Below are 8234 nucleotides of genomic sequence, written 5' to 3' on the forward strand. Positions count from 1 at the left end.
CCTTTTTATATAAGCAAATTATTTAATAATTGTTTTACCTGTCATTTCTTTCGGTTGTTCCACATTTAAAAGCGTAAGCATTGTTGGAGCGATATCTCCTAAAATACCACCTTCACGAAGCTCTACATCATTTTTTGTAACGATGAAAGGAACCGGGTTAGTTGTATGAGCTGTCATTGGTCCACCATCAGCAGTTAACTCCTGATCAGCATTACCATGGTCAGCAGTAATAAGTGCTACACCATCTTTTGCAAGAATCGCTTCTACAACTTTTCCTAAACATTCGTCAGTTGCTTCTACTGCTTTAATTGTTGGTTCCATCATCCCAGAATGGCCAACCATATCACAGTTTGCAAAGTTAAGAATGATAACATCATGTTTATCATTTTCGATTTCATTTACTAAAGCGTCCGTTACTTCGTAAATGCTCATTTCAGGTTTCAAGTCATACGTTGCAACCTTCGGTGAGTTAATTAAAATACGCTCTTCTCCTGGGAATTCAGCCTCACGACCACCGCTAAAGAAGAATGTAACGTGCGGATACTTTTCAGTTTCCGCGATGCGAAGTTGCTTTAATCCCGCTTGCGCAACAACTTCACCTAATGTGTTATCAAGGTTCATTGGCTTGAATGCCACGTAACCATCTACAGTTTCACTGAAATGTGTCATACAAACGAATTCAGGAATGTGAGGTACTTTTTCACCACGATCGAACTCACGGAAGTCTTCGTTTGTAAATACACGAGCAATTTGAATTGCACGGTCTGGACGGAAGTTATAGAAGATAACTGCATCATCATCATTGATTGTTGCAACTGGCGTGTTATCTTCGTTAACAATTACAGACGGCAATACGAATTCATCATAGATACCGTTCGCATAAGAGTCTTCTACACACTCTTCTGCTGATTTATAAGTAGGGCCTTCACCATTCACCATAGCACTGTAACATTTTTCTACGCGATCCCAACGCTTGTCACGGTCCATAGAGTAATAACGACCAGAGATAGTCGCGAATTGTCCTACTCCTGTTTCTTTAATTACTTCATTTGTTGCATCGATATAACCTTTTGCTGTTTGTGGTCCAACATCGCGGCCGTCTAAGAATGCATGGATATAAACTTTCTCCACGCCTTCTTTTGCTGCTAAGCGAAGAAGAGCAAACATATGGTTCATGTGACTGTGCACACCACCATCAGAAAGTAAACCGAATAAATGAAGAGCAGTACCTTTTTCTTTTACGCTTTTAATTGCATTTTGGAAAGTTTCGTTCTGATCGAACTCACCTTCACGAATTGCAACGTTTACGCGTGTTAAGCTTTGATATACAATGCGGCCAGCACCGATATTTAAGTGACCAACCTCAGAGTTACCCATTTGACCTTCTGGAAGGCCTACTTCCTCACCACAAGCTGTAAGCGTTGTATGAGGGAATTTGTTCCAGTAACCATCAAAATTAGGTTTCTTAGCTTGTGCTACAGCATTCCCATGAGTTTCTTCACGTAGTCCGAAACCATCAAGAATGATTAAAGCTGTTGGCTTTCTCATTTTACCGCCCCCAGAAGACCTAAGAACGAAGCAGGCTCTAAGCTAGCACCGCCAACTAAAGCGCCGTCGATGTCAGATTGTGCCATATACTCTTTAATGTTTTCTGGTTTTACGCTACCGCCGTATTGAATACGAACAGCTTCTGCAGCTTCTGTAGAAACAGCTTCTGCAACAACTTTACGGATGTGCGCACATACTTCGTTTGCATCTGCAGAAGAAGAAGATTTACCTGTACCGATAGCCCAGATTGGCTCATAAGCGATAACAGTTGCTTTAACTTGCTCTTCTGTTAAACCTGCAAGTGCTTTTGTCACTTGACCTGCTACTAGATCAAATGTTTTTCCGCTTTCGCGCTCTTCTAAAGTCTCACCACAACATACGATTGGTGTTAAACCATGTTCAAATGCTGCAAGAGTCTTTTTGTTTACTGACTCATCTGTTTCAGCAAACATTTCACGACGCTCAGAGTGGCCAAGTACTACGTAGCCTACTTTTAAGTCGCTAAGTGCTACTGGGCTAATTTCGCCAGTGAATGCACCATTTTTTTCGAAGTGCATGTTTTGTGCACCTACTTGTAAATCAGTTCCTTCAGTTGCTGCTACTAAACGCTCTAAAAATAGAGCTGGAGAGCAAACTACTGCATCAACAGCTGAAGCTGCTGGGATTTGACCTTTAACTTCCTCTACGAAGCTAACTGCTTCAGATAGAGTTTTATTCATTTTCCAGTTACCTGCGATAATTGGTTTACGCATGCTTTGCACCGTCCTTTTTCTTTGGCTGCTACTTATTTGTCGTTAAGACAAACTACACCTGGAAGCTCTTTGCCTTCCATGAATTCTAATGACGCACCGCCGCCAGTAGAAATGTGGCTCATTTTATCAGCCATACCGAATTTTTCAACAGCTGCTGCAGAGTCACCACCGCCGATAACAGAGTATGTATCTTCTGCATCTGCTAATGCTTGTCCTACTGCTTTTGTACCTTCTGCGAATGGAGTCATTTCGAATACACCCATTGGTCCATTCCATACAACAAGCTTAGAATTTTTAATTACATCTGCATAAATTTCACGTGTTTTAGGACCGATGTCCACGCCTTCCCAAGTAGAAGGGATAGAGTCGATACCTACGATTTGAGTTGTTGCAGTTTCAGAGAATTCCTCTGTGATTACAACATCAACTGGCATGTAGAAGTTTACGCCTTTTTCTTTTGCAAGTTGCATAAATTCTTTAGCTAGTTCGATCTTGTCGTCTTCACATAGAGATAGACCAATTTCATGACCTAAAGCTTTAACGAATGTGTAAGCAAGTCCGCCACCGATGATTAAGTTATCTACTTTGTCTAATAGATGACGAATTACACCGATTTTATCTTTTACTTTCGCACCACCGATGATAGCTGTGAATGGACGTTCTGGGTTAGAAAGTGCTTTTCCAAGTACATCTAACTCTTTTTCCATTAATAATCCAGATACTGCTGGTAGGTAGTCTGCGATACCTGCTGTAGAAGCGTGAGCACGGTGAGCTGCACCGAATGCATCGTTTACGAAGATATCAGCAAGAGCTGCAAATTCTTTCGCAAGTTCTGCATCGTTCTTTTCTTCGCCCGCATAGAAACGTACGTTTTCAAGAACTAATACGTCGCCTTCGTTCATTGCTGCAACCATTTCTTGTGCAACTGGTCCGAATGCTTCGTCTGCTTTTTTAACATCTTTACCAAGAAGCTCGCCTAAACGTGCTGCTACTGGAGTAAGACGTAATTCTTCTACTGCTTGACCTTTTGGGCGGCCTAAGTGACTTGCTAAAATAACTTTCGCACCTTGCTCTACTAAATATTGAATTGTAGGAAGAGCTGCACGGATACGAGTTTCATCTGTAATTTTGCCTTCTTTCATAGGTACGTTGAAATCAACGCGGCAAAATACACGCTTACCTTTTAAATCTACGTCACGAATTGATTTTTTGTTCATTGGATTTCCCTCCGACTACTAGTTAGGATTGACAAAACCCACTCAAAAGCTTAACACATTTGCTTTTAAAACGAAAGAAGAGAGAGAGGGAACAAACCCTCTCCCTCGTTTTGTCATTGATTACTTATATAATTAAGAATTAAAGACCTTTAGAAGTCATGTATGCTGCTAGGTCTACTACGCGGTTAGAGTAACCAGTTTCGTTATCGTACCAAGAAAGTACTTTAACCATGTTACCTTCCATTACCATTGTAGATAATGCATCGATTGTAGAAGAAGCTGTACATCCGTTATAGTCGATAGATACTAATGGCTCTTCGCTGTATCCAAGGATACCTTTTAATTCGCCTTCAGCTGCTGCTTTGAATGCTGCGTTTACATCTTCAACTGTTACTTCTTTGTCAAGTTCAACAACTAAGTCAACAAGAGAAACGTTAGCAGTTGGAACACGTACAGCGCCACCGTTTAATTTACCTTTAAGTTCTGGTAATACTAATGCTACAGCTTTAGCTGCACCAGTAGATGTTGGGATCATGTTTTCAGCTGCTGCACGAGCACGACGTAAATCTTTGTGTGGTAAGTCTAAGATTTGTTGGTCGTTAGTGTAAGAGTGAATTGTTGTCATCATTCCGCGTTTTACGCCGAATTTTTCGTTTAATACTTTAGCGAATGGAGCTAGACAGTTTGTAGTACAAGAAGCGTTAGATACTACGTTGTGGTTAGCTGCATCATATTGTTCGTGGTTAACACCCATAACTACAGTGATATCTTCGTCAGAAGCTGGAGCTGAGATGATAACTTTCTTAACTGATCCACCTAAGTGTTTTTCAGCGTCTGATTTTTTAGTGAAACGGCCAGTAGATTCTACTACTACTTCTACTCCGTAGTCGCTCCATGGTAATTGAGCTGGGTCACGCTCAGCGATAACTTTAATTTCTTTACCGTTAACAACGATGCTGTTTTCGTTAGCAGATACTTCTGCATTTAAAGTTCCGTGAACTGTGTCATATTTTAAAAGGTGAGCTAATGTTTTAGCATCTGTTAAGTCGTTGATTGCTACTACTTCTACCTCAGAGTTGTTAAGAGCTGCGCGGAATACGTTACGTCCGATACGTCCAAATCCATTAATACCAATTTTAGTCATTTGAATTTCCTCCTTGGGGGATTATATTAAAGGGTAATACCCTTTGTTAACTGTTTTGCTGCACCTTCATCTGTAATTAGAATTGAAGTGTGCCCTTGTTTAATTACAGCCTGTATTGCCTTTGCCTTTGAAGAACCTCCAGCGACTGCAACAACGTGAGATACATGTTGTAAATCCTCAAGTTGCATACCAACTGTTCTTACTTTATGAACAACATTTCCTTGTTCATTAAAGTAGTAACCGAAAGCTTCGCCTACTGCTTCGCTTGCTTGAATCTTTAACCAATCTGCTTCTGAAGTATTTCTGCGACGTGCCATTGTTAACGCATCACCTATTCCATGAATGACGATATTGGAAGATCGAATCAACTCAAGAACTTCTTTCACGGAAGGCTCTGTCACAATAGACGCATATGCTTCGCTACTAACATGGTCTGGAACATACAATAAGCGATAATTACTCATCGTATTTTGTGCCATCTTGGCACAAATGGTATTGGCTTCTAATTCGACACCCTCTCCAATTCCACCACGCGCTGGGACAAATAGCATATGTAAATCTTTGCAATCAAGCTGCATCATGTCCGCAGCAGCAGCTAGCGTAGTTCCTCCAGCCACAGCAACGATATTATTCGCTGTCAGACGGTCTTTTATACAAGTCACACAAGCACGGCCCATCTCCAGTTTGACCCAAGGTGATTCATCACTATCACCAGGGACAACGAAAACTTCATCCAAGTCTAATGTTTCCTTAAGTTGCTTTTCTAAAACCTTTAACCCGGAAATTTCTTTCATAAAGTCTTCCAAAGCAAGAACTAAAGCTGTTCCTTCTTCTGTCAAAGTCATTCCAGAAGAAGCGACGTGAACTAAGTTTTGTTCTTTCAAAACTTGAACTTCACTTCGCAATACTCGTTCTGTCATACCGAGACTTGCTGACAAGTTTCTTCTTCCAATCGGCTGCATGAGCCTAATGTATTGAAGAATTTGCATTCTCGTTTGCATAACAGGTAGCAGATCAGGTAATAATTTTTTTGTGTTCTGAATCCATGAGCGCATATCTTTTCTCCTCACTACATTGGTTCATTTTTCCTCGTTGTTCACTTTACGTCCCGTAGTGACATTTTGTGTCCCACATAGGTTAAAAAAATAATCCCTGCTACGTGTATTATTGTAACAGGAGATAGAAACTTATTCAACTCTTAACTGCATTCTTTATATAGTTTATTATGACACCTTTGTGAATGTTACCATATTCTACTTGTTTTCCGCCTATTTCTACCACCGGAATCATTAGGTGATATTTTTCTAAAAGGTCATTATCTTCATATATATTTATTTCCTCGATTTGAAAAGAATATTCACATTGTACTTCCTCTAAAACTTGTTTCGCCTGCACGCAAAGGCCACAATCTTTTTTTGTATACAGTACAACTTTCATATTCTTCACCTATCCGATCGTTTTTCGTAATGATGACGCTGGAATGTGCATTTGTTCTCTATACTTCGCCACTGTTCTTCGAGAAATAACGATTTCATGCTCTTCTTCTAATAATTTTGAAATCTTTTGATCTGAAAGTGGCTTTTTCTTATTCTCCGCCTCAACAAGCGTTTGGATAAATCGTTTCACACGCTTTGTAGAAACTGCTTCATCTTCAGTAGTCGAAATAGCATTACTAAAGAAAGATTTCATCTCAAATAAACCATGTGGTGTTTGCACATATTTATTTCGCGTTGCACGACTAATTGTAGATTCATGCACACTTAACTCTTCCGCTACCTCTTTTAAAGCAAGCGGTTTTAAATATTCTGGACCTTCCCAGAAGAAATCACGTTGTTTTTCCATAATAATAGTCATCACTTGCAGAAGCGTTTGTTTTCTCTGTTTTAAACTGCGCATAATCCACTGCACATGCTGATACTTTTCTGATACATAAGATGCTACTTCACTTTCACTATTATTCAGAAGCGCACTATACTCAGAATGAATTTCAATTCTCGGCATATTTCTCTCGTTCATTTGTAAAACGAGACGATCACCATCTTTTTTCACCGCCATATCAGGCACAATATAAAGCGGTTTATCAGAAGAAAACGCAAGACCTGGTTTCGGCTGTAATGACGTAATACAGTTCACCGCCGATTGCAATTCTTCATTACTACACTTCAACACTTGAACGAGCTTTCGCCAATCTTTCTTCACGAAATAAGCGAAGTGATCCTCTATAACCTCTTCCGCTAATCCATTCCGTCTTTGTAAGCGCTTCAATTGTAAAGTTAGACATTCCTGAATATTACGCGCTCCTACCCCTGCTGGCTCGAGTGATTGGACAAGCTCTACAAAGCGGGCGACTTCATGAATCGGTGCGGAAAGGAGATCCGCTAACTCTTCGTTCGTTTCTTGTAAATACCCATTTCCATCCATGTTCATAATAATGAAAGAAGCTATTTTTCGCTCTTCTTCATCTATTTTATAATACTGTATTTGATTTAATAAATGTTGCTGAATCGTTGTTGAATCCACACTGTAGATTTCCATCTGATTCTCGATTTGTTTGCTGGTACTTTTACTATTGTTAGAGCTCTTTTTCTTCTCCCTCTCAAAACCACCTAACTCAATAAGGGGATTCTCTAACGATTGCTCATACAAAAACTCCGATAATTCTTGTACATTATACTGGAGCATTGTAATCGCTTGCCTTAACTCTTGTGTCATTGCCAAACGTAAGCTTTGTTCTTGTAAAAGACTTGCCTTCAAACTAATCTCCCCCTTGTTTCTATTGTACAATAAGTTTGGTAAAAGGAGAATGCTATCACAGACACCCATTCCAAAATATTATTAATTTATATGTATTAATGAGATTTACAACTTACAACCGAAATTTGAATAATATTGAAAGAAAATAATAGCGCGATAAAAATTATTACCACATACTAATAGTAAATCTTATTATCAGATATAACAAGTATTAATAAAAAAGGTCTGCACTTATATTTGTAAGTGCAGACCTTTTTATGCAGATAGATTCATTATGCTTCGTTAAATATAACATCCCCTTCTTCAGCAGGCCATTCACCTTCTAATTCCATGTCGTCTAACATCATTTCAGCCGTAAAGACAATCGCTATTAAATCCTTATGGTAGTCTCCGCTAGGCAAATAGTGATTAGGTCCAAAACAATCCCTATCAATTTCTTTATAGTGCACTTCCATATTTAACATGAATTTTAACATTTCATCGCCTGTAATTTCACCAGAATCAGACACAGCAACGGTTCTACGTTCGTTATCCCCTAAAATACTTAAATATCCACTAATTTTACGCACCTGCAATCCCCTCATACTATAATTTTTAGATAATTTTAGTATAAACTCATTACAAAATTAACAGAAGTACCTTGTAGGGCCATAACAAAAACCCCCTATACACGATTATTTCTAATCACATACAAGAGGTTGTTTTAAATTTACTATTTATTTTCAACACGTAACACCAACAATACATAACGCGCCCAGAGGGATTCGAACCCCCGGCAGACGTGGTACCGGAAACCACCGCTCTATCCGACTGAGCTAT

Annotated in this window: 8 protein-coding genes; all 8 read right to left on the reverse strand. The window is 39.4% G+C overall.

Annotation, left to right across the window (positions count from 1 at the left end; translation table 11 throughout):
• Positions 1 to 18: 18 nt before the first annotated feature.
• The 8 genes from gpmI to GFJ36_RS26255 all read right to left on the reverse strand — a co-directional run bounded on the left by gpmI (position 19) and on the right by GFJ36_RS26255 (position 7984).
• Complete coding sequence (gpmI, locus tag GFJ36_RS26220) at positions 19 to 1548, reverse strand: 2,3-bisphosphoglycerate-independent phosphoglycerate mutase (protein WP_001231145.1); 1530 nt, start codon at positions 1546 to 1548, stop codon at positions 19 to 21.
• A complete protein-coding gene (gene tpiA / locus GFJ36_RS26225; RefSeq protein WP_001231043.1) occupies positions 1545 to 2300 on the reverse strand; it encodes a triose-phosphate isomerase in 756 nt (251 codons plus the stop codon). Before tpiA ends, gpmI begins: the two co-directional genes overlap by 4 nt.
• 32 nt (positions 2301 to 2332) lie before the next feature.
• Complete coding sequence (locus GFJ36_RS26230) at positions 2333 to 3517, reverse strand: phosphoglycerate kinase (protein WP_001036333.1); 1185 nt, start codon at positions 3515 to 3517, stop codon at positions 2333 to 2335.
• Positions 3518 to 3656: 139 nt separating this feature from the next.
• Positions 3657 to 4661, reverse strand: a complete 1005-nt coding sequence (gap, locus tag GFJ36_RS26235) for a type I glyceraldehyde-3-phosphate dehydrogenase (protein WP_000161234.1) — start codon at positions 4659 to 4661, stop codon at positions 3657 to 3659.
• A gap of 26 nt (positions 4662 to 4687) precedes the next feature.
• The gene (cggR, locus tag GFJ36_RS26240; protein ID WP_001258183.1) at positions 4688 to 5716 is read right to left on the reverse strand and encodes a gapA transcriptional regulator CggR; all 1029 of its coding nucleotides are present in this window, start codon (positions 5714 to 5716) and stop codon (positions 4688 to 4690) included.
• Between the two features lie 136 nt (positions 5717 to 5852).
• Positions 5853 to 6098 (reverse strand): glutaredoxin family protein, encoded by a 246-nt coding sequence (locus tag GFJ36_RS26245; RefSeq protein ID WP_000869731.1) that lies wholly within the window; start codon positions 6096 to 6098, stop codon positions 5853 to 5855.
• A gap of 9 nt (positions 6099 to 6107) precedes the next feature.
• Complete coding sequence (gene rpoN / locus GFJ36_RS26250; RefSeq protein WP_088064784.1) at positions 6108 to 7415, reverse strand: RNA polymerase factor sigma-54; 1308 nt, start codon at positions 7413 to 7415, stop codon at positions 6108 to 6110.
• A gap of 272 nt (positions 7416 to 7687) precedes the next feature.
• Positions 7688 to 7984 (reverse strand): hypothetical protein, encoded by a 297-nt coding sequence (locus GFJ36_RS26255; RefSeq protein WP_097889579.1) that lies wholly within the window; start codon positions 7982 to 7984, stop codon positions 7688 to 7690.
• Positions 7985 to 8234 lie beyond the last annotated feature (250 nt).

Source organism: Bacillus sp. EE-W1, from assembly GCF_009760835.1.
Taxonomy (GTDB): Bacteria; Bacillota; Bacilli; order Bacillales; family Bacillaceae_G; genus Bacillus_A; species Bacillus_A wiedmannii.